Source organism: Xanthomonas sp. Leaf148, assembly GCF_001423585.1.
GTDB lineage: Bacteria > Pseudomonadota > Gammaproteobacteria > Xanthomonadales > Xanthomonadaceae > Xanthomonas.
In genome coordinates this window covers 125645-146229 of the sequence record NZ_LMOP01000011.1, presented here as the reverse complement: position 1 = coordinate 146229, position 20585 = coordinate 125645, and the positions used below count along the sequence as shown (strand labels likewise).

Here is a 20585-nt window from a genome sequence, read left to right as displayed (position 1 = left end):
TTAGAACGTGCGCGTGGTGAGCGCGTCAGTCCTTGGGCGCCACGTCCGACTCGAAGCTGCGTGCGGTGGCACCGGTGACCGCGCCGATCTTGGCGGTGCGATGCACGTACAGATCCACATCGCGCTCGAAGTTGAGCGGCCCATCGACCACCGCTTTGGGGCCGATCACCACGCGCGGTTTGCGCGAGGGCTTGAAGGAAAAGCTGAAGTTCGGCTTGGTCACCTCGATGCCGCCATGCACATGCGAGCCCACGCCAACGGTGATGTCGCCGTTGACCGTCTCGATGTCCTTGCCGAGCTCGGTTTCGACCAGGCCGATACTGCCGTTGACCGTTTCCACGCCACCGCTGACCTGGCTGCCGCGCTCGACCAACACGCTGCCATTGACCGTTTCCAGGCCCCCGGAGACGGTGACCTTGCGGCCCAGGGAAATGGCGCCGTTGACCGTGGACACGCTGCCGGTGCGGGCCCCATCGCCGATCGTGATACCGCCGTTGACGGTTTCCACATCCTGGGTCTGCGCACCGGCGCCGATCTCGATGGAGCCGTTGACCGTTTCCAGGCCGCCGTAGGTCTTGCCGGCTTCGGCGCTGATGCGGCCGTTGACCTTGCTGATGCCTTCTTCGGCCCAGGCGGTTGAGCAGGCCAGGGACAATGCCAGGAGAAGATACTGGAGCTTCATGCTGAACCTCGCGCGGTGGCGTCTGTCGTGGGCGTGGCGGCGATCACACCATGCTTGGCTACAATCGCGCACCTGCCTGAAGTCACTGGACCTTTCGTTGCCCCCTTCGCCTGCACCGCTGCCGCGTCTGCCGCTCGTCTCCGCCACCGGCGTCGGGCGCAGCTGGCTGGCCACGACCGCGTTGGTCTGCATGCTGCTCGGCAGCACCGGCGCGGGCGCGCAGAACCAGCGCGAGACCGAGCGCAAACTGCAGCAGCTGCGCGATGAGCTCAAGACCATCAGCGCCGACCGGCGCGAGCTGGAAGGCAAGCGCGGCACCGCGGCGCAGCAACTGCGCCAGGCCGACGAAAAGGTCGCCAAGACCTCGCGCGCCCTGAGCGAAACCGAAGCGGCGATGCGCGCACAGGAACAGCATCTGTCCACGCTGCAGCAGGACCGCGCGCAATTGCAGCGCGGCCTGCAGAACCAGCGCGTGCAGCTGGCCGCATTGTTGCGCGCCGCCGATCAGGTAGGCCGCAACGCGCCGTTGAAGGTGTTGCTGTCGCAGGACACGGTGGGCGATGCCAACCGCATGCTCGCCGATCACCGCTACGTGCAGAACGCACGCGCGCAGCGGATCCACGCGCTGACCACGCAGCTGGATGCGCTGACCAAGGTGGAACAGGACATCGCCACCCGGCGCCAGGCGCTGGATGCGGCGCGCGCGCAACAAAAGGCACAGGCCGCCACCTTGCAGAAGGACCGTTCGCAGCAGGCGGCCACCGTGGCGCAGCTGGACGATCGCTACAAACAACGTGCCGAGCGCGAAAAGGCGCTGGGCCAGGATGCCAAGTCGCTGGAGCAACTGCTCGCCAATCTGCGTGCGGCCGCGGCCAAGGCCGAAGCCGAACGCCGCGCGGCTGCAAAGCGCGCGGCCGCCGAAGCCGCCGCACAGGCCAAGCGCGGCAAGACCGATCGCCCGGAGCGTCCCGGCAAGACCCCGCCCAAGGTCATCGCCAGCGCACCGGCGCCCAAGGTCGGTGGGCTCAGCTGGCCGGTGGCGGGCAATCTGCTGGCACGCTTCAACGCCACACTGCCCGACGGTCACACCAGCAAAGGCGTGCTGATCGGCGCGCCCAAGGGCAGCACGGTCACCGCGGTGGCCGACGGCACGGTGGTGTTTTCCGACTGGATGACCGGCTACGGCATGATCCTGATCGTGGACCACGGCAACGGCTACATGAGCCTGTACGCGCACAACGACACCTTGCTGCGCGATGCCGGTGCGGCGATCAAGCGCGGCGAAGCGGTGGCCAAGGTCGGCAGTTCGGGCGGGCAGGGCGTGCCGGCGCTGTACTTCGAATTGCGGCGCAATGGGCAGCCGGTCGACCCATCGAGCTGGTTGCAACGGCGCTAGTCGCTGCGTGCGGTGAGCGGGTGCCGAGGCGGCGCATCGCGGAGCTCGCAGCCGTGCTGCCGGTCGCTGCCGCGGTCGGTGATCAGCGTCTGTGCGTCCTCGCAGCGCGCCGCGGTCACCGCAGCGGCCAGGCGCTGCTCACCAACACGTGGCGACGACATCGCAGCGATGCAGCGCGTTTCGCCGCTGCGGCTTTGCCGGCCACCCCGGCAATGCTTTCATCGCGGCACTGTCCGGCTGCACATCGAAGCAGCGCATGGCGCCGCAGTTGGCGGTTGGCGGCCGGGTGCGAGCAGACACCCGTGCGCTGCACGCTCGCCGCACTCGAGTTGCAGATGCCCGGCCGCACCAATGCGTCAAACATCCGTGCTTCGGTCGCCAGCCAGCTGGCCGCCACCGAACTGCCCACGCAACACGCGCGTAATTCAACGCGGATTTACCGCTGCTTCGCGCATAATCCGGTCAGCTCCGTCGTGCGGAGCGTCTTATCTCTTTGTCGGAGTGCTTCATGCGCGTAGCCGTCCTGTCCGTTGCCCTGTCGCTGGCCTTGTTCGCGTCGCCTGGTTGGGCGCAGACCGCCCGTCCCGCCGCCGCCCAGGCCGCTGCGGACGATCCGGAAGCCAATGAAGCCGCCGTCTCCAAGGTACCGCTGGACGAAATCCGTCGCTTCGTGGCGGTGTACAACGCGGTCAAGCAGGCCTATGTCGACCCGGTCGAAGACAAGAAGCTGATGCACGCCGCGGTGCGCGGCCTGCTCTCTGACCTGGACCCGCACAGCACCTATTTCGACAAGGAAGATGCCGAAGCCTTCGACGAACAGGCCACCGGCGCCTATGACGGCATTGGCGTGGAGCTGCTGCAGCAACAGGACAACACGCTCAAGGTGATCGCGCCGATCGACGACACCCCGGCGGCGCGCGCCGGCATCCGCGCAGGCGATGTGATCGTGGCCATCGACGGCAAGCCGATCGACGCCAGCAAGGCGATGGAACCGCTGCGCGGCGAATCCGGCAGCAAGGTCACCCTGACCATCGTGCGCGACAAGGCGCCCAAGCCGTTCGATGTGACCCTGCAGCGCCAGACCATTCGCGTGGCCAGCGTGCGCAGCAAGCTGCTGGAGCCGGGCTACGGCTACATCCGCATCAGCACCTTCCAGGCCGATACCGGCGCCGATTTCCAGAAGAACCTCAAGCAGCTGCAGGCCGGCGGGAAACTGCGCGGGCTGGTGCTGGATCTGCGCAGCAACCCGGGCGGTCTGCTGACCTCGGCGGTGCAGGTGGCCGACGATCTGCTCGACAAGGGCAACATCGTCAGCACCCGCGGGCGTATCTCGATCAGCGACGCCAAGTTCGATGCCACTCCGGGCGATCTGCTCGGCGGTGCACCGGTGGTGGTACTGGTAGACGCCGGCTCGGCCAGCGCCTCCGAAGTACTGGCCGGTGCGCTGCGCGACAACCAGCGCGCGCGCATCATCGGTAGCCGCACCTTCGGCAAGGGCTCGGTGCAGACCGTGCTGCCGCTGGATAACGGCGACTCGGTCAAGCTCACCACCGCGCGCTATTACACCCCCAGCGGCAAGTCGATCCAGGCCAGCGGCATCGTGCCGGAAGTGATGCTCACTCCCGAACCGCAGCCCGGCGATGCCGACGTGCCGGCCAGCCTGGCCGATTTCAGCGAAGCCACCTTGCCGGGCCATCTGCGCGGCGATGCCGAGGGCGAAGAGGGCTATAGCGCCGGCGATGTATTGCCTGGCGATGGCCCGATCACCGCAGCGCTGGCCGAGCTCAAGCAGCCCGGCTCGGCCGCCAAGGCGCAAGCCGCGCTCAAGGCAAAAGCCCAGTCCGCACAGAAGGCGAGGGCGGCCACCAAGGCAGCCTCCGAGCCGAAGCCGGCAGCAGCGCATCCGGCGGGCACCGACAAGGCCAAGCCAACTGACCCAGCCAAGCCGGCAGCGCCTACGGAAAAAACCAAGCCAGCCACCCCGGCTGACCCGGCCAAGCCCGCAGCACCTGCCGACAAGCAGACACCTGCCGAACCGGCCGCGCCTACGGATAAGCCGGCACCAGTCGAACCGACCAAGTAAGCGCAGCGAACAGGGTGCGAGCGCGGGTCGGCTGGATGATGCCCGCGCCGCGTGTCCGATCAAGCTTGTCCATGCATTGCATGACGCGCGATGCGTGCTGCGTGCTGCGTGCTGCGATCAGCGAATTTGAAGCCGCATCCCTCAGTGACTCCAGTGCAGTGACTCCAGTGCAAAGCACGCGCTGTGCGCGCTCGCGTCGCTGTGTCTACGGCGAACGTCATTGTCTGAGTCAGTGACAGCACCGATCGCTCGCACGGCGCCAGACGCTGTTCGATACGGTGATCGCTATAGCGCAGGCAACCTCGCTGCGCACCACGCCCAGATCTTCGCGGGTAAACGAAGGACGCGTGCGTGCGTCATTCAATCACCCGCTCGCTCAGACATGCGTTGATCGGGCGATCATCGCTCTGTGAGGATCGCCCAGTTGCATGGGTTGCCTGCGACATGCAGCGCCGTGTCGGGCGCCGGTTCAGAGCAGCTAACAAAGGGACTGTGCAGCCGCCAGGCGGCAGGTGCTCGGTGCTCGGTACGGCATGTACCCACTCGTACACTCCGGTTCCTCCACGCCGTCCACACCCACCTGACCACTGCTCGCTACGTGTTGTTAGCCGCGCTTCGTCCTACGCAATCCAGCGCCTTTGCAAACCTGTCCATGCGTTCGCGTGCGCATCGCTGCGCCATTCGCGTGCATAGGTCTTCGCGCATGCGTGGTTCGATTCATCACGCGAAACACGCGCTAGCGCGTCATTGCCAGCACTTCCGGATTGACCAAATTGCGCGGGGTGCCAGCAGCAAAGGCCAGCACATTGTCGAAGGCCGCTTCGAAGTACAGCGCGTAGCTGTCGCGTTCCACATACCCCAGGTGCGGTGTGGCCAGCAGGCGCGGGTGCTGCAGGAGCGGGTCGCGCGGGTCCTGCACCGGCTCGCGCTCGAACACATCCACCGCCGCCTGCCCGGGCCGACCGGCATCCAGTGCGGCCAGCAGTGCGCCGGGTGCGAGTAATTCGGCGCGGCTGGTGTTGACCAGCAAGGCATCGGTGCGCATGTGGCCCAGATCCTGCGCGGTCACCTGATGGCGCGTCTGCGCGGTGAGCCGGCGATGCAACGACAGCACATCGCTGCGCTCGAACAACTCCTGACGACTGGCCGCAATCGCGTACCCATCGCGCGCCGCCTGCGCGCACGATGCTTCGCCGCCCCAGACCAGCACCTGCATGCCGAACGCGCGCCCGAACCCGGCCACGCGTTGACCGATGCGCCCATAACTCCAGATGCCCAGCGTGCGCCCATGCAGCGATCGGCCCAGACCGGGGTCGCCGACCGCCTGCCAGCGGCCCTGGTGCAACGCGCGCTGATACTCGGTCAGGCGGCGGCTGGCCGACAGGATCAGCGCCCAGGTCAGCTCGGCCGGCGCGACCGGCGAGCCGACGCCCTCAGCCACCGCCACCCCGAACTCGGTACACGCGGCCACATCCACATGCGTGCCCACGCGCCCGGTCTGGCTGATCAGCTTGAGCCGCGGCAACCGCCGCAACAGCGTCGCATCCACGCGGGTGCGCTCGCGGATCAGCACCAGCGCATCGGCTTCGACCAGGCGCTCGGCCCATTCGTTGGGATCGGTGGCCAATGCACCGAGCACCTGCACATCATGGCCCTGCAGCCGCTGCAGACAGGGCAGCTGACGCACTGAGCCCTGGTAATCGTCGGGCACCAGAATGCGCATCAACGTGGCTTGGTCGGCACCGGAAAGGCCACCACCTTGTCGCCGGTGGTGGCATCGCGGATCACCGACTGGCCTTTCTTTTCCACTTCTTCGATACGCACGATGCTCTGCATCGGCAGGTGCAAGGTCTTGGTATTGCCGAACTCTTCGCGCAGACGTTCTTCGGTGGGATCGACCACCAGGCCGTCGTGCACGTCGAACACCAGCTCGCCGATCTGGTTGAAGCCCCACAGATGGCTGCCGGTCACTTCGTGCGCGTAGAGCTCGTACACCTTGCCGTGATTAAGAAAGGTGACTTTGTACAAGGGCTTGGACATGTGCCGATTATAGGCGCGCCATTGCGATGGACGCAGCGTACGCGCGTTGGCCCGCCACACGCCTGCTTCCCCGATGCGTCGCTTGCCGCGCTAAAACCCGTGGCGCTTGCGCAACCGTCGCGCGATGGCCGCGCGCACATACAGCCCGTAGACGATGCCGAACAGGAAGCCGGCGATGTGCGCCGACCACGCCACCATGCCGAACGCCGGGCCGATGTAGGCGAACACCACCTGCAGCAGTGCCCAGGCACCGATCAGCAGCGGTGCCGGCACGCGGATGAATTCCAGAAACAAGCCCAGCGGCAGCACCACGCCCAGCTTGGCGCCGGGGAACAACGCCAGGTAGGTGCCGATCAACGCCGACACCGCGCCGGAGGCGCCGATGATCACCCGGTCCGGTGTGCCGATCGCAAAGATCGCCGCCAGGTTGGAGGCCGCGCCGCCCACCAGAAACAGCAGCAGCAAGCGCCACGGCCCCAGGATGCGCTCGGCCGGCAGCCCGAAGATCAGCAGGAACACCAGGTTGCCGAGCAGATGCGACCAATCGGCGTGCAGGAACAACGCCGTGAACAGCCGCAGCACGCTGCCATCGCGCAAGGTCGCCCACCAGTCGCCCAGATTGGAGACGCCACTGGACAGCGCGCCCCAGTCCAGCCACAGCGTATTGCGCGCTTCGCCCGGCCGGCTGATCGACCACAGATAGGCCAGCCACACCGTGGCGAACAACAGCGGCACCGCCCAGCGCGGGGTGGGTTTCTTGCGGGAGGGGAGGGAAACGAACATCGGAGACGCACAATAGCCGGTCCACGGGCCTGAACCCAGCCCCAACCCAACCGCGTGTTCAGGACGCAAGTCGTTATTGTTCGGTTAATCGTGGTGGGTATACTGCGTACGGCGTCGTATGTCGGGGGGGGGTCTCCGGCGCGCTCCAGGCACTGGATTGGTGCTGGGCGCGGGCGCTGAACCGACCATTGCAGTCTTTATCCGGAGAGCTACAACTCATGTCTACCGCTTCCACTCTGAGCCGCGCCACCCTGCTGGCTGTTGGTATCGCTGGCGTTCTGGCCGTTGGCCAGGCGCACGGCGCCGCATTCCAGCTGAAGGAAAACAGCGCCAAGGGCCTCGGCCGCGCATTCGCAGGTTCGGGCAGCGCCCCGGACGACGCCTCGATCATCGTCAACAACCCGGCCGGCATGCGCCAGCTGGACGGTCGCCTGTTCCAGGCCGACGTCAGCGCCATCCACTTTTCGGCCAAGTTCAAGCCCGAGAGCGGCAACTACGCCAACGGCGCCCCGGTGTCCGGCGGCAACGGCGGCGACGCTGGCACGATCGCGCCGGTCCCGGCGATGTATTTCCACGTGCCGTTCGGCGAGAACAACAACATGCACCTGGGCACCTCGCTCACCGTGCCGTTCGGCTTCAAGACCGAATACGACCGTGACTGGGTGGGCCGCTACCACGGCACCAAGACCGAGCTGCAGGCGATCGACTTCAATGTCGCGTTCTCCTACGACGTGAACCCGTACGTGTCCTTCGGCGCCTCGGTGTTCGCCGAGCGTCTGGATATCGATCTGGGCAACGCGGTGGACTTCGGCAGCATCCTTGCCGCGCGCCGTGCGCCGGGCTTTGCGCCGGGCAGCGCCGACGGCTACTCGCGCATCAAGGGCAACAGCACCGAAGTGGGCTTCACCCTCGGTGGCTTGTTCAGCATCGACGAGAACACCCACATCGGCTTCAGCTACCGCTCGGAAGTGGAGCACAAGATCACCGACGGTGATGCCGACTTCACCACGCCGGGTAATGCCGCTGCCGTGTTGGGCGTGGCCGCACCGGGCACCTTCATCGACACCAAGGGCCGTGCCACCGTCACGCTGCCCGCCAGCGCCACCGCCAGCTTCACGCACAACGTGAACGAGCAGTGGTCGATCATGGCCGACGTCACCCGCACCGCCTGGAGCAAGTTCGACCAGGTGACCGTGGACTTCGCGTCCAATCAGCCCAACAGCGTGCTGGACTTCTCCTACCGCGACACCACCTTCGCCTCGATCGGTGCCGACTACCGCATGAGCGAAACGCTGACCCTGCGTGGCGGCCTGGCCTACGACCAGACCCCGACCACCGCCGAGCACCGTGACGTGCGCGTGCCCGATGCCAGCCGCAAGTGGGTCTCGCTGGGTCTGAGCTGGCGTCCGTCGCAGCAGGCCGAATACAACTTCGGTTACACCCACCTGTTTGTCAGTGACCCCACCAGCGACACCCGCAGCGCCACCGGCGACCGCCTGGCGGGTAGCTACGATGTGCAGGGCAACATCCTGGCTGCCTCGATCAACTACAAGTTCTGATCGTCGCAAACCGCGTTGTGTGATGAAAAACCCCGCTTCGGCGGGGTTTTTCTTTGGGCGGCTGTGCGTTGGAATGGTGCGTGGACACACTGGGCGGCTGGGCCGATAAGCTGCATCGACAGACGCGTTGCGCGGTGATCTTGCTGCTGGCCGTTTGGGGCTGCGTCATCTCCGCAATCACAGTGCGACGCCGCCGACCTAACAAAGCGACGGCGATCAGTGATGGGCGACATTCCGCCGACGCAGCACGGTGATCGAAGGCGCGCGGACTTCCGAGCGCCAATGCAGGAGGCTCGAAGTATTGGAAATCCTCTGATCAGGCTGCTTACCGCAGCGCGTTTACATTGCTATGGTCGTGCGCATGAGCCAACCCGATTTTATCCAGATCACCGACAACGCCGTGGCGGCCGCCGATTGCGCGGCGATCGTGCAGCGCATGCGCGACAGTCAGCAGCTGCATCCGGGCCGCATCGGTGGCGGCGTGTTTCCCGAACTCAAACACAGTCGTGATCTGCGCATCAGCGGTGTGGCCGAGTGGGCCGAAGTGGAAAGCCGCCTGCAACAGGCGGTGTTCGACGGCGTGCTGACCTATCTGCGCCAGTATCCGCAGGCGCTGATCTCGCCGTTGATGCTGCAGGTCACCACCGCCGACGGCACACCGCATCGGCTGGTGGCCGAGGACATCGCGCAGATGAGCGACCAGGCGCTGGGCGATCTGGCGCGCACCTGCCTGCGTCCGGGCGCGATCAATCTGCAGTGGTACACCGCCGACCAGGGCGGCTACCCGTATTGGCATTGCGAGCTGTATCCACGCGATGCCAGTGCCGACACGCTGCATCGGCACCTGCTGTGGACGCTGTACCTCAACGAAGACTTCGAGCAGGGCGAAACCGAATTCCTGTTCCAGCAACGCAAGGCCCGCCCGCGCACCGGCAGCCTGTTGATCGCCCCCACTGCCTTCACCCACACCCACCGCGGCAACCGCCCGGTCGGCGGCGACAAATTCATCGCCACCAGCTGGATCCTGTTCCAATCGGCGCAGGCGCTTTACGGCGGGGAATAGGGAATCGGGAGTGGGGAATCGGGAATCGCAACGGCAACGGCGGCGCGTCGTTGATGTTGCTTGGCGGCTTTCATTCCTATGGCTGATTGCTACTGCCAGAACAGCCGTCTTGGATTGATCCGCGTGTCTGCGCGAGTGACAACAGCACGTTCATCGCGATCAACCAGATCGCCCCAGACATCGCAAACGTTTCATATCAGCCAAGCGGAACTGATCGCTCGAAGCGCCGTTGCCGTTGCGAATCCCCAATCCCCACTCCCCAATCCCCGCCCCTAGAACAACTGCCCCTGCGGCGAGTCGGGCACCGGCTTGGCTGGCGGAGCGGGGCGGCGGAAGGCGCTGCAGTCCAGTGCCGGCATCGCGCGCATTTCGAATCCTGCGCGGCGATGCGCGAGCGCAAAGCGGCGCGCCAGCAGGTCGGCATACACGCCTTGCCCACGGAAGCGGGTGCCGAAGGTGCTGTCGTAGTCCTTGCCGCCGCGTAGCTGCTGGATGGTGCTCATCACATGCGCGGCGCGCTGCGGGTGATGGGTCTGCAGCCAGTCGCGGAACAAGGGCGCCACTTCGTGCGGCAACCGCAGCAGCACATAGCCGGCACTGCTCGCACCCGCATCGGCAGCGGCCTGCAGAATCGCTTCCAGCTCATGGTCGTTGATCCACGGGATCACCGGCGCGGCCATCACGCCCACCGGCACGCCGGCCTCGTGCAAGGTGCGCATCGCGCGCAGACGCGCATGCGGTGCGGAGGCGCGCGGCTCCAACTTGGCCGACACCTGCGGGTCCAACGTGGTCACCGAAAAATACACGTTGACCAAATTCTCGCGCGCCAACGGTGCAAGCAGATCCAGATCGCGCGTCACCAACGCATTTTTGGTGATCAGCGTGAACGGGTGCCGCGTTTCCCACAGTACTTCGATCAATTGCCGCGTCAGTGCGCGCTTGCGCTCGATCGGCTGATACGCATCGGTATTGATGCCCAGCGCGATCGGGCTGGGCACATAGCTTGGCCGCGCCAACTCAAGCCGCAGCAGGTCCGGTGCGTTGGTCTTGGCGAACAGCTTGGTCTCGAAATCCAGCCCGGGCGACAGATTGAGATACGCGTGCGAGGGCCGCGCAAAGCAGTAACTGCAGCCGTGCTCGCAGCCGCGATATGGGTTGACCGATTGCGAGAAGCCGATGTCCGGCGACTGGTTGCGGCTGATGATGCTGCGCGCGGTTTCCTCGGTGACCTGCGTGCGCAGGACGCCCGCAGCGAACTCCTCGCTGTCGTCCACGTGCCAGCCATCGTCAACCGCCTGCTCGGTGGTGACCTCGAACCGTCCGGGCAGATAACCGGTCGCACCCCGGCCCTTGATTGCGCTTGCCATCAGCGCATCGTACGACCGGCAGGTCTCATACGCCGCGACCAGGCGTTCGACACAATGAAGCTTTCAGGCCGGTGTCGATGCGCCACCGCATTGGCGCCACGGTCATCGCAGCAAGGCGGACGCGCCGTAGAATCCGCGCATGCTCGCACTTGCTCAGGGCGCGTGGGATTGGCTGGCCAACATTCCCCATCTCGAAGCGCTCCTCCTCGCCGCCTACGTGCTCTACCTGCTGTGGATCGCCAGCTGGATCGTGCTGCAGAAGCGCGAGCCGGTGGCCACGCTGAGTTGGGTGCTGTCGTTGGCCGCGTTGCCGTACCTGGGGCTGCTGATCTATTACTGGCTTGGCCCGCAAAAAGTGAAACGCCAGCGGCTGCGGCGTGGGCGCTCGCGTTCGGGGATGGAAAGCTACAGCAGCGTCTGCCCGCCGGATGCCGATTGCACCGAGCTGGCCAAGATCGCCCAGTCCACCACCGGGCTGGCGCCGAGCAGCGCCACCGAAGTGCATTGGCTAGTGGATGGCGCGGCGACGTATGCGGCCATCATCGAAGCGATCCGCAGCGCTCGCGACCACATCCATCTGGAGTACTACATCTTCCAGCCCGACCACAGCGGCACCGCGATCTGCGATGCGCTGATGGAACGCGCCCGCGCCGGGGTGAAGGTGCGCCTGTTGATGGACGCGATCGGCTCCTCGGCGATGACCCGGCGCGCGCTGCGCACGCTGCGCGATGCGGGGGTGGAAACCGCCTGGTTCCATCCATCGCAGTTCCTCAAGCCCTTCAAGCGGCCGTGGCTGAACCTGCGTACCCACCGCAAGCTGCTGGTGGTCGACGGCCACATCGGCTTCACCGGCGGCATCAACGTCACAGACGAAGAGAACGAGCAGGTGCGCAGCGATGCCTATCGCGACCTGCATGTGCGCCTGCAGGGCCATGTGGTGCGCAGCCTGCAGCTGGTCTTCCTGGAAGACTGGCTGTATGCCACCCGGCAGGAGCGCGCCGCCTTCCACGGCCAGCAGCTCTGGCCTGAAGACGTGCCCACGCGGGCGCAGGGCTCGGTGGATGCACAGGTGCTGGTGTCCGGCCCGGATTCCTCGTGGGAAGCCATCCACCGCCTGATGGTCGCCGCCATCCACGAGGCCAAGCACCGGGTCTGGCTGGTCACGCCGTATTTCGTTCCCGGCGAGGCCGCGCGCATGGCGCTGACCTCGGCCGCGCTGGGCGGCCTGGACGTGCGCCTGCTGGTGCCGCGCGTCAGCGACTCGCGCCTGGTCACCTATGCCGCGCGCTCGTATTTCGACGAACTGCTCGAAGCCGGCGTGCGCATCTACGAGTACGGCCCGCGCATGCTGCACACCAAGGCGCTGCTGGCCGACGACGAGGTCTGCATTGTCGGCAGCGCCAATTTCGACAGCCGTAGCTTCCGGCTGAATTTCGAGTTGTCGATGCTGTTTCGCGATCAGGCGGTGTCCGCCGAGCTGGCCGGGATGATCGACACCGACATGCAACAGGCGCAGGAAGTGCGCTTTGTGCATCGCCGTCCGCTCTGGCGCTCGCGCCTGCCCGAAGCCTTCGCACGGCTGCTGTCGCCGTTGCTCTAAGCCGCGCCCGTCCCACGTGGAACCAGAGCGGGCGCGGCGCTACACTGCCGCCACTCATTGGGGAGCTCGTCATGCACTGGCTGTTTCTGCTTATGGCACTGGGTGCGCTGGTGCTGGCTTTCAGCACGCCGCACGTGTGGTTGCTGGTGGTGTCGCTATTGGTGGCGTTGCTGCTGCTGCTGTTGTGGACCCGCGGCTGGTTTGCCGCGCGCATGGACGATACCCAGCGCGACACCAGCAGCATGATCGACCCGGCTGAACTGCGCCGGCTGCGTGAGCTGGCCGAGGCCCGCAAGGCCGCAGCGCTGGCAGCATCCCGCGACGGCGAGCCGCAAGCGTAGAGAACGATGTCGTGACCACCCAGCTCAGCGTCAACGTCAACAAGATCGCGGTTGTGCGCAACTCCCGCGGTGGGCACGACCCGGACGTGGTACAGGCGGCCCGCACCTGCATCGCCGCCGGCGCGCATGGCATTACCGTGCATCCGCGTCCGGATCAGCGGCATATCCGTGCCGACGATGTGCTGGCGCTGAGCGCACTGACGCGCGAGCACGGTGTCGAGTTCAATATCGAAGGCAACCCGTTTGCACCGCCGCGCGCCGGCTATCCCGGGCTGCTGGAGCTGTGCGGTGCCACACGCCCGGAGCAGGTCACCTTGGTACCCGACAGCGATGGGCAGCTGACCTCCGACCACGGTTTCGATTTTGCGCAGGACACCGCTCAGCTGTGCGAACTGATCACTGCGTTCAAGGCGCTTGGCAGCCGCGTCAGCCTGTTTGTGGATGCCGGCAATCCGCGTCTTGACCAGGCTGCCGCACTGGGTGCAGACCGTATCGAGTTGTACACCGGTCCGTACGCGCACGCACATGCCAGCGGGCAGCCGCAGACCGAACTGGCCCTGTTTGCCGACGCCGCGCGACGTGCCACCGCCGCAGGCTTGGGAATCAATGCGGGGCATGATCTGTCGCAAGCCAACCTTGGCGATTTTCTCGCCACCGTGCCCGGCGTGCTGGAAGTGTCGATCGGCCACGCGCTGATCAGCGAGGCCTTGTATGCAGGCCTGGATGCGACCGTGCGGGCGTATGTGCAGCTGCTGGGCGGCGTCGGCAGGCAGGCGTAGGCAACGGCGCGCTGTTTTCGTAGCGGTATTTTCCTATTCGGTGTTTGGTTTGCCAACCTTGCGCGGCGCACTGGTTGGTGGCGGTAGGCGGTAGGCGGTAGGCGGTAGGCGATGCGCATTGCAGCGACGCTTGCGTGCACCTTCCAAAACTGCCAACAGAATGTGGTGAGCCGTCGTCAGATGGGTTTACGCGGCGTACTCAGAACCGAAACGCACACGTGATACTTGCAGCGCCAAGCGCCAGCCGTGCCAGCTGGTTGGCTGCGCAATCGGTTTGTCTGCCGCGCTAGTCTGTTAACCGCTCTAGGTCTGCCAAATCTTCTCGCCAGGCCGTCTTGCCGGTTGGCGGCAGACAGGTCAGTGCAGGGTGAAACGCCGGCTGGCGCCACGACGGGCGATGGATACCCCGCTACTGCGGCTGAGCATCAACCCACACAGCGTGTAACCGCCGGCCCATCACGCTGCCAACGATGCGCTACGGCAAGCCAGTGAGATAGACGAACGGTGCTGCGCTGCCTCGGCATTCATTGCGATGCGGCTCACGCAGCGCATCGAGAGACGCCGCGTGAGCCTTTGATGACCTGCACCGCACCGCACCGCGCAGGCACCTGCGGTCTATTGCACGAAAGCGATGCGCTCTACCTGCGCATTCTTGGCTGCTGCAAGCACCTTGGCCAGAACCGCATATTCGGCCTCCTGGTTGGCAGCGATACGTAGCTCCGGCTGATTGCCGGCCGTCTCGCGCATCTGTTCGATCAAACGCGACTGCAGATCCTGCAAGCTCACCGGGCTGGCATTCCAGAACACCTGGCCGTCGGCATCAAGCCGCAAGGCAATCGGGGCAGGCGGCTCCAGCGGCACGCGCGGCTGGCGGGTGGACTGCGGCAGATCCAGCGTCATCGTGCGCGTCACCATCGGCGCGGTGACGATAAAGATGATCAACAACACCAACATGACATCCACCAGCGGCGTGACATTGATCTCCGCCAGTGGTCCCCGAGTCCCTGCTGTACTGAAAGCCATGACTGCCTCCGGTGCTGTGATCGTGGGGGCTGCATGGCCGAGCATACACCTGGAAAGACGCCATGGAATAGGCATCGAGACAGGTCTCAGCACTAACGGCCTTGAACGTGGGAGCGGGGTGTTTCTGCGAAGAACCACGTGTCCAAGCAGACGCACAGCCAATGGCATAAACGTGTGCGTTCGTGGTCCGGCCGCATGCAATGTGTTGTTGTTAGCTAGCTTCTAGCTGATCGCCTAAACGTGTTGATCCGTGATGCGTACACATCCGAGGTTGCTCTCTAGCTGGCTTTTAGTTGGCTCTACGTAACTCCAGACGTCTGTACACGCATGCACTGTCTTGCCCGCATGATGGGTAACCACCACCACTTCAACGAGCGGTGCGGATTAAGTAAAGGGAATCTCGAAGCGAAAAAGCCGCCTTCAGTTGCATTAGATGTGTACCCATCCGACGTTGCTCTCTAACTGGCTTTTAGTTGTCTCTGCGCAACGCCAGATGTCTGTACACACATGTACCGTCTTGCCCGCATGATGGGTAACCGCCACTTCAACGAGCGGTGCGGATGAAGCAAAGGGTATCTCGAAGCGAGAAAGTCGTTTCGGTTTGCACGTATATGCACCGAATAATCCACTGCATCAAACCGCTGCTGCAGACTCTCGGTATCTTGCACTGCAAGGCAAAGTGTCCATCTGCTGTTCGCACGCGATCGCGTCGGTGAGATCGCAGGTTCGCAGGCACCAACCCACAGGAGCAGGCATAAAAAAACGCCACCGTTTCCGGTGGCGTTGCAGTCGCGTCATGACTGTTGTGTTGCGGTATTGCAGATGCGTTTACTGCTGCATGAAACCGATTTTCTTCATCTGCGAGTTCTTCGCAGCGGCCAGCACCTTCGCCATCACCTCGTACTCCGCATCCTGATTTGCATCGATGCGCAGTTCCGGCTGATTGGTCGGATCGGCCTGGACCACTTCTTCCATCTTCTGCTGCAACTGATCAACCGGCGTCGGGCTGTTGTTCCAGAACACCTGGTTGCTGGCGTCGATACGCAACTCGATCGGCGGCGGCGGCTCAGTCGTCTGCGGTGGCGGGTTCAGCACCCGCTGCGGCAGATCCACGGCGATCGGATACGTCATGATCGGCGCGGTCACAATGAAGATGATCAGCAGCACCAGCATCACGTCCACGAGGGGCGTGACGTTGATGTCGGCCATCGGCCCACGGCCTCCACCAGTACTAAATGCCATGGCTTACTGCCCCTTCACTTTGGTTGCAACAAAACCGACGTCCAACATGCCCTGACCCTGCGCGATCTTGGTGATCTCGTTGATCGTACGCATTTTGGTCGTGCGGTCGCCGCGCAGATTGAGCGGCGGCTGCGGGGTCTGCTGTGCTGCGGTGGACAGGCGCGACTCCAGGGCTTCCTTGGAGATCGGCTCGTCGTTCCAGTACAGCGACCCATCTTCCTTGACAGCCAGAGTGATCGGCGCGGCGCGTTTCTCCGCATCTTCCTTCTGGATCAAGTTGGCCTCTGGCAGCTCCACCTTGACCTTGTGGGACATCAGCGGTGCCGTAATGATGAAGATGATCAGCAGCACCAGCATGACGTCCACCAGGGGCGTCACATTGATGTCGGCCATCGGGCCACCGCTGTTTCCACTACTGAAGGCCATAACGGGCTCCGTCTAAATCGTTGCGAAGGCGTTCTTTACTACCGGATTAGCGAACGCGCGAACCGGTGGCGAAGAAGTCGTGCAGGTCATGGGCAAAGGTGTCGAACTTGGCGATCACCGAGCTGTTGACCTTGGAGAAGAAGTTGAACGCGAACACGGCCGGGATGGCGACGAACAGACCGATCGCGGTCATGATCAGCGCTTCACCCACCGGGCCGGCAACGGCGTCGATGGAGGCCGAACCGGTTGCACCGATCTTGATCAGCGCGCCGTAGATGCCCCACACGGTACCGAGCAGACCGACGAACGGCGCGGTCGCACCGACGGTGGCCAGCAGGGTCATGCCCGACTGCAGCTTGGTGCTTTCGCGGGTCACGGCCTGACGCAGGGCGCGGTCGACGAACTCCGAACGACTCAGGCTCTCGCCCAGACCACCGGTGCTGCCTTCGGCACGCTGGTGGTGAGCAGCAGCCTGGGCTGCGTCCAGCGCGATCTTCGAGAACGGCTCGGAAGCCGGCTGTTCTTCCATGGCGCGAATCGCGTCCTGCGCATTCGGGGCATCCCAGAACGCGGTGGTGACGCGGTCAGCCGCGCTCTTCAGGCGGGTGGCGCGGAAGATGTTGATGACAGTCCAGTACCAGGAGGCGGCGGACATGGCGATCAGGGTGATCAACACGACCCAAGACACGGCAAAGTCGCCCGGGCTCGAGGTCATTTCGGTGATCAGGTGCTCGAAGCCCATCTGCGAAAGTGCGGCCGACGGATTGGAGCCCCCTGCAGCGGCGGCGATAAAGAATTCCTGCAGCATGACGCTTACCTTTGTTGTGTGTGGTGATGAAGGGTGGAGCGAAAGGAAGACAGGATCCTGGGCCGGCCGTGGCCGGCCCGTGGGATCAGTTCAGAGCAAAGTTGACCGGGACGCGGACACGTCCGGCGGCTTTCTGCCCGTTGACAGTGGAGGCGTTGAACTTCCACTTGCGTGCTGCGTCCATCGCGGCACGGTCAAGGTCGCGGTTGCGGCTGGACTTTTCGACCGACACATTGGTCACGTTGCCGCTCGCATCCACATCCACGATCAGGATGACCTCACCTTGGACGCCGGCACGGAACGCTGCTGGCGGGTACTTCGGCGGGTTCATGTTCTTGGACGAGATATCGACACTGGCGCCGATGTCACTCGGCGGTTGCGGCGGAGACGGTGGGCTCGGCGGCGTGACGATATCGCTAGGACGCGGTTCGGGAACATCGACGACCGGTGCTTCCGGCGGCGGCGGAACCGGTGACGGCTTCGGCGGCGACAGATTCTTGACCGGCGGTGGCGGCTTGTCTTCCGGCGGCGGCGGCGGCGGCGGCGGCGGGGGAGGAGGCGGTGCATCCACCAGGGTAACCATGGTGGTGCGCTCCTTCTCTGCCGGAGCCTTCGGCGCCACTGCAGGAATCAGCAACATCATCAGTGCAGTGAGGTGCAGGGCAATTACAAAAGCAATACCGATAATGCGGGCCCAGCTCAGACCCTGGTTCCCGGCATCATAGTCATGCCTGTGGATAACGAGTTGTTCCGTCATGCGCCAATGGCTCTTTCAGTGGGGGCCCGGATCACTGTGATGATCCCCAGGTTTTCGGACGGCTTTGACACCGCAGGAACTCCCAAGCTTATACCAATCCCGAGTCCTGTAACCACTAAAAACACAGGGATTTCGGGGGTTTATTTTCTTTTTTTACTTCAGGTTGATGATCTTCTTGGCGTCTTCGGGTTTTTTAACGCCCTTGGCGATCGCCTGCTGTGCGGCCTGCTTGGCCTCCGGGATGCGACCTTCCGAATGCAGCACCTTGGCCAGATTCAGATAGGTCTCGCCGTCCTTGGAAAGCGGTGCGGCTTTCTGCCAGTTCTCGATCGCCTTCGGCACGTCTTCGCCGTAGTAATAGGACTGAGCCAGCGCAAGGTATGTCTGATAATCGGGCTTGAGGATGCCTTTTTGCATACCTTCATTGATCACCGCGATGACATCCTTTTCCTTGTTCTCGGTGTTGGCGTAGATGGAATACAACTGCTTGTATTCCTTTTCTTCGGTCAACTGCCCGGCCGCGCGCAGCTTGTCCATGACGCCGGCGGCCTTGTCCATCTGATCGGCCTGCATGTACATGCTGGCCAGATTGAGCTGGGCCTTCTTGTCGTTGGGCGTCTTGGCGGCCAGCGCCTCGGCGGCAGCCACGGCTTCACCGGTCTGACCGGCTTCGGCGTAGGACGCCATCAGCAGCTGGTTCCAGGTGTCCTTCGGCTCGGGCGAGGCGGCGATGGCCTGCTTCAGCACCGGAATCGCTTCCTTGTAGCGCTCGGCCTGGTACAGCGCCTGCCCTTTGAGGATCAGATCTTCCGGACGCTGCGACTTGCTCTCGTCCAGATACTTGTCCAGCGTGGCCAGACCTTCGGCCTGCTGGTCGTCCTGCATCTGCAACTGCGCCAGCATCAGCATCGACTGGAACTGGCCGTTGTTGTCCAGCGCATTCAGGCCAATGGCCTGCTGCAGGTACTTCTTGGCGCCAGCGGTGTCGTCCAGGTTGTAGGCGGCCTGCGCAGCGAGCTGGGCGGCGAGCGCCTTGTCGGCTTCGTTGGCAGCGCTGTTGGCCAGGATTTCATCGGCCTGGCTGCGCACGCCCGGGTAGTCCTCGCCCTTGTTGAAGGTTTCGATCAGCTTCTGCAGCTTGCTGCTCAACTTGGACGACGGCTTGATCGTCGGGGCCTGACGGGTCGACTGCGGGTACAGCTCTTCGGCCTTGCCGTTGCCCTTGGACTTACGCGCGGCGCGCTCGGAAGAGCGGTCCGACTGCGCGACCGCATCGGTGACGACAGCCCCGCCCAGGGACGCTGCGATGAACAGGGACAACAGGGCTTGCTTGCGGTTGAGCAGTTTCATGTTTCACCTCGGACGAGCCGCCGTTGGGCGGTGCGAAAAGCGGAATGGAAGCTGTACGAAAAATCTGAGCCGGCAAACTTAGCAGAAAGTCTCAGTTCCCGAAAACGGTTTCCATGTTGTGGTGCGTCAATCGGGACAGGAGACAGTTGCTTAGGGCGGCTAACGGTAAGACATCGGAAGTGAGCGTGCGGTGGGCACTGCGCGCCGATGTAAGAGGCGGATACAGCGCCAACCTTGGCGATTTTGAATGCCCGATAGCATCGATTGCAGCGTCACCGCGGCAGGACCTAGCCGCATCGCGGAGCGCGTCCGGCCTGCCGTGCCTGCTGATACACCGGTTCGAGCTGGTTGACGTCGGCCTGCAGCTCGCGGATGCGGTTGGTCGGGTCAGGGTGGGTAGACAGCCATTGCGGCTGACGGTTGCCGCTGGCAGCCATCATGTTCTGCCACAGCGTGACCGCCTGAGCCGGGTCAAAGCCGGCCTGCGCCATCAAGCGCTGACCGACCACGTCGGCTTCGCTCTCCTGGGTCCGCGACCCGGGCAGCAGGAACACGGTCTGCGCGGTCATGCCGCCGACCTGATTCACCGCGCTGGCCGCGCCGTCGCCGTAGGCCGCACCAGCGAGTGCGCCAATGATGCCCAGGCCGGTCTGTGTGCCGAGCTGACGGGTGATGCGCTCCTCGTGGTGGCGCGAGATCACATGCCCGATTTCGTGTCCCAGCACGGCGGCCAGTTGGTCCTGGGTCTTGGCAACGGTGAAGATGCCGGTGTTGACCCCGACCTTGCCGCCGGGCAGGGCAAAGGCATTGGCCTCGTCGTCAACGAACAGCGCCGTCTCCCACTTGGTGTCGCGCCACTGCGGCGGCAACTGCGCCACCAGTGCATTGACCACGCACTGGACATAAGCATTCTGCTTGCCGTCGGTGCTGACTTTTTCCTTGGCCTTTGTCTGCGCGAACGACTGCGCGCCCAGCTGGTCGAGCTGTTCTTGCGACACGCCTCCCACCACCTGTCGGCGGCCGGTTGGCGACGTAGTAGTGGCACATGCCGTCAACGCGAGGACGGCAACAACGATCAACAACCTGGCTTTCATTCGATCCCCCTGAATCATGCGGACCATTTTGGCAGGCTCGTCTTAACTTTTCGTCAAACGGCCTGGATCGGCCAGCAAAACGTGGCCAACGGCCATCAGATAAACGCCAATGGCGCGCTCGGCATCGCGATGTACTGGGGGGGGAAGGACGGATCGCAGGCACTGACCGCAACGGTCTGACACCGGACGAGG

At 64.3% G+C, this 20585-nt stretch carries 21 protein-coding genes and 1 other RNA gene; 9 read left to right on the top strand and 13 right to left on the bottom strand.

The window, feature by feature from the left end; translation table 11 throughout:
• Positions 1-25 precede the first annotated feature (25 nt).
• Complete coding sequence (locus ASF90_RS16395; protein WP_055852605.1) at positions 26-682, bottom strand: hypothetical protein; 657 nt, start codon at positions 680-682, stop codon at positions 26-28.
• Between the two features lie 97 nt (positions 683-779).
• On the opposite strand from ASF90_RS16395, the gene ASF90_RS16390 reads away from it, so the two are divergent.
• The gene (locus ASF90_RS16390; RefSeq protein ID WP_055852602.1) at positions 780-2078 is read left to right on the top strand and encodes a peptidoglycan DD-metalloendopeptidase family protein; all 1299 of its coding nucleotides are present in this window, start codon (positions 780-782) and stop codon (positions 2076-2078) included.
• Here ASF90_RS16390 and ASF90_RS23545 read toward each other — a convergent pair.
• Complete coding sequence (locus ASF90_RS23545; RefSeq protein WP_156364980.1) at positions 2075-2239, bottom strand: hypothetical protein; 165 nt, start codon at positions 2237-2239, stop codon at positions 2075-2077. The genes ASF90_RS16390 and ASF90_RS23545 overlap by 4 nt on opposite strands.
• Before the next feature lie 347 nt (positions 2240-2586).
• Here ASF90_RS23545 and ASF90_RS16380 point away from each other — a divergent pair, with 347 nt between their 5' ends.
• On the top strand, positions 2587-4161 hold the full coding sequence (locus ASF90_RS16380; RefSeq protein ID WP_055852598.1) for a S41 family peptidase: 1575 nt from the start codon (positions 2587-2589) through the stop codon (positions 4159-4161).
• A gap of 533 nt (positions 4162-4694) precedes the next feature.
• Positions 4695-4771: non-coding RNA, sX9 sRNA (locus tag ASF90_RS22680), on the top strand.
• A gap of 126 nt (positions 4772-4897) precedes the next feature.
• On the opposite strand, the gene ASF90_RS16375 is transcribed toward ASF90_RS22680, so the two are convergent.
• The 3 genes from ASF90_RS16375 to ASF90_RS16365 form a co-directional block, all read right to left on the bottom strand.
• Entirely contained in the window at positions 4898-5884 is a 987-nt protein-coding gene (locus ASF90_RS16375; protein WP_055852595.1) for a D-2-hydroxyacid dehydrogenase family protein, read from the bottom strand.
• A complete protein-coding gene (locus ASF90_RS16370) occupies positions 5884-6201 on the bottom strand; it encodes a DUF1820 family protein (RefSeq protein WP_055852962.1) in 318 nt (105 codons plus the stop codon). The genes ASF90_RS16375 and ASF90_RS16370 overlap by 1 nt, the downstream gene beginning before the upstream one ends.
• A gap of 90 nt (positions 6202-6291) precedes the next feature.
• Positions 6292-6984 carry a rhomboid family intramembrane serine protease gene (locus tag ASF90_RS16365; RefSeq protein WP_046962787.1) on the bottom strand — a complete coding sequence of 231 codons (693 nt, stop codon included), beginning with the start codon at positions 6982-6984 and terminating at the stop codon, positions 6292-6294.
• A gap of 218 nt (positions 6985-7202) precedes the next feature.
• Between ASF90_RS16365 and ASF90_RS16360 the strand changes: the two genes are divergently transcribed.
• Together ASF90_RS16360 and ASF90_RS16355 are read left to right on the top strand one after the other, a co-directional pair.
• Positions 7203-8543 carry an outer membrane protein transport protein gene (locus tag ASF90_RS16360; RefSeq protein ID WP_055852592.1) on the top strand — a complete coding sequence of 447 codons (1341 nt, stop codon included), beginning with the start codon at positions 7203-7205 and terminating at the stop codon, positions 8541-8543.
• A gap of 361 nt (positions 8544-8904) precedes the next feature.
• Positions 8905-9606 carry a 2OG-Fe(II) oxygenase gene (locus ASF90_RS16355; RefSeq protein ID WP_055852961.1) on the top strand — a complete coding sequence of 234 codons (702 nt, stop codon included), beginning with the start codon at positions 8905-8907 and terminating at the stop codon, positions 9604-9606.
• Between the two features lie 272 nt (positions 9607-9878).
• On the opposite strand, the gene ASF90_RS16350 is transcribed toward ASF90_RS16355, so the two are convergent.
• Entirely contained in the window at positions 9879-10973 is a 1095-nt protein-coding gene (locus tag ASF90_RS16350; RefSeq protein ID WP_055852589.1) for a PA0069 family radical SAM protein, read from the bottom strand.
• Positions 10974-11112: 139 nt separating this feature from the next.
• Here ASF90_RS16350 and cls point away from each other — a divergent pair, with 139 nt between their 5' ends.
• The 3 genes from cls (at position 11113) to ASF90_RS16335 (ending at position 13693) form a co-directional block, all read left to right on the top strand.
• The gene (gene cls, locus ASF90_RS16345) at positions 11113-12573 is read left to right on the top strand and encodes a cardiolipin synthase (RefSeq protein ID WP_055852587.1); all 1461 of its coding nucleotides are present in this window, start codon (positions 11113-11115) and stop codon (positions 12571-12573) included.
• Between the two features lie 71 nt (positions 12574-12644).
• Entirely contained in the window at positions 12645-12914 is a 270-nt protein-coding gene (locus ASF90_RS16340; protein ID WP_055852586.1) for a hypothetical protein, read from the top strand.
• 11 nt (positions 12915-12925) lie between these two features.
• Positions 12926-13693, top strand: coding sequence for a pyridoxine 5'-phosphate synthase (locus ASF90_RS16335; protein WP_055852583.1), 768 nt, complete (start codon positions 12926-12928; stop codon positions 13691-13693).
• Between the two features lie 615 nt (positions 13694-14308).
• On the opposite strand, the gene ASF90_RS16330 is transcribed toward ASF90_RS16335, so the two are convergent.
• The 7 genes from ASF90_RS16330 to ASF90_RS16300 form a co-directional block, all read right to left on the bottom strand.
• Positions 14309-14716, bottom strand: coding sequence for a biopolymer transporter ExbD (locus ASF90_RS16330; RefSeq protein WP_055852580.1), 408 nt, complete (start codon positions 14714-14716; stop codon positions 14309-14311).
• Between the two features lie 828 nt (positions 14717-15544).
• Complete coding sequence (locus tag ASF90_RS16325) at positions 15545-15958, bottom strand: biopolymer transporter ExbD (RefSeq protein WP_055852577.1); 414 nt, start codon at positions 15956-15958, stop codon at positions 15545-15547.
• Between the two features lie 3 nt (positions 15959-15961).
• Entirely contained in the window at positions 15962-16384 is a 423-nt protein-coding gene (locus tag ASF90_RS16320) for a biopolymer transporter ExbD (protein WP_005912447.1), read from the bottom strand.
• Positions 16385-16430: 46 nt separating this feature from the next.
• Entirely contained in the window at positions 16431-17192 is a 762-nt protein-coding gene (exbB, locus tag ASF90_RS16315; protein ID WP_005912445.1) for a TonB-system energizer ExbB, read from the bottom strand.
• Positions 17193-17277: 85 nt separating this feature from the next.
• Entirely contained in the window at positions 17278-17835 is a 558-nt protein-coding gene (locus tag ASF90_RS16310; protein WP_029218135.1) for an energy transducer TonB, read from the bottom strand.
• A gap of 267 nt (positions 17836-18102) precedes the next feature.
• Complete coding sequence (locus ASF90_RS16305; protein WP_055852575.1) at positions 18103-19299, bottom strand: tetratricopeptide repeat protein; 1197 nt, start codon at positions 19297-19299, stop codon at positions 18103-18105.
• Between the two features lie 287 nt (positions 19300-19586).
• The gene (locus ASF90_RS16300) at positions 19587-20393 is read right to left on the bottom strand and encodes a M48 family metallopeptidase (RefSeq protein ID WP_055852573.1); all 807 of its coding nucleotides are present in this window, start codon (positions 20391-20393) and stop codon (positions 19587-19589) included.
• On the opposite strand from ASF90_RS16300, the gene ASF90_RS23910 reads away from it, so the two are divergent.
• On the top strand, positions 20289-20573 hold the full coding sequence (locus ASF90_RS23910; protein ID WP_162498465.1) for a hypothetical protein: 285 nt from the start codon (positions 20289-20291) through the stop codon (positions 20571-20573). The two genes, ASF90_RS16300 and ASF90_RS23910, sit on opposite strands and share 105 nt — an antisense overlap.
• Positions 20574-20585 lie beyond the last annotated feature (12 nt).